The sequence below is a fragment of the Acinetobacter sp. ABJ_C1_1 genome (genome assembly GCF_044684115.1).
Classification (GTDB): Bacteria; Pseudomonadota; Gammaproteobacteria; order Pseudomonadales; family Moraxellaceae; genus Acinetobacter; species Acinetobacter nosocomialis_A.
Genome location: NZ_JBITPU010000056.1, coordinates 1 through 208 on the forward strand (window position 1 = coordinate 1; position 208 = coordinate 208).

1 protein-coding gene is annotated in these 208 nt (G+C 49.5%); it reads right to left on the reverse strand.

Annotation, left to right across the window (positions count from 1 at the left end; translation table 11 throughout):
- Nucleotides 1-208, reverse strand: a 208-nt coding sequence (locus ACG59Z_RS18815; RefSeq protein ID WP_400200738.1) for an Ig-like domain-containing protein, incomplete at both ends; no start/stop codon positions are given.

The window sequence follows — 208 nt, forward strand, 5'->3', positions numbered from 1 at the left end:
GCGTATTGTCTGCAAGCGTCCAGGTGCCATTGCCATTATTGGTTGCCGGATAGTTCACACCATCTACACTCACAACCACTTTCGCAGTCGGATCATTCACTGTACCGCTTAACGCAGGTGTACTGTCATTCGTCAACACATCATCTAGCGCAACCACAGGTGCCGTAATGTCTGCAGAGACTGTACCTGAACCTGGCAATGAGGTATT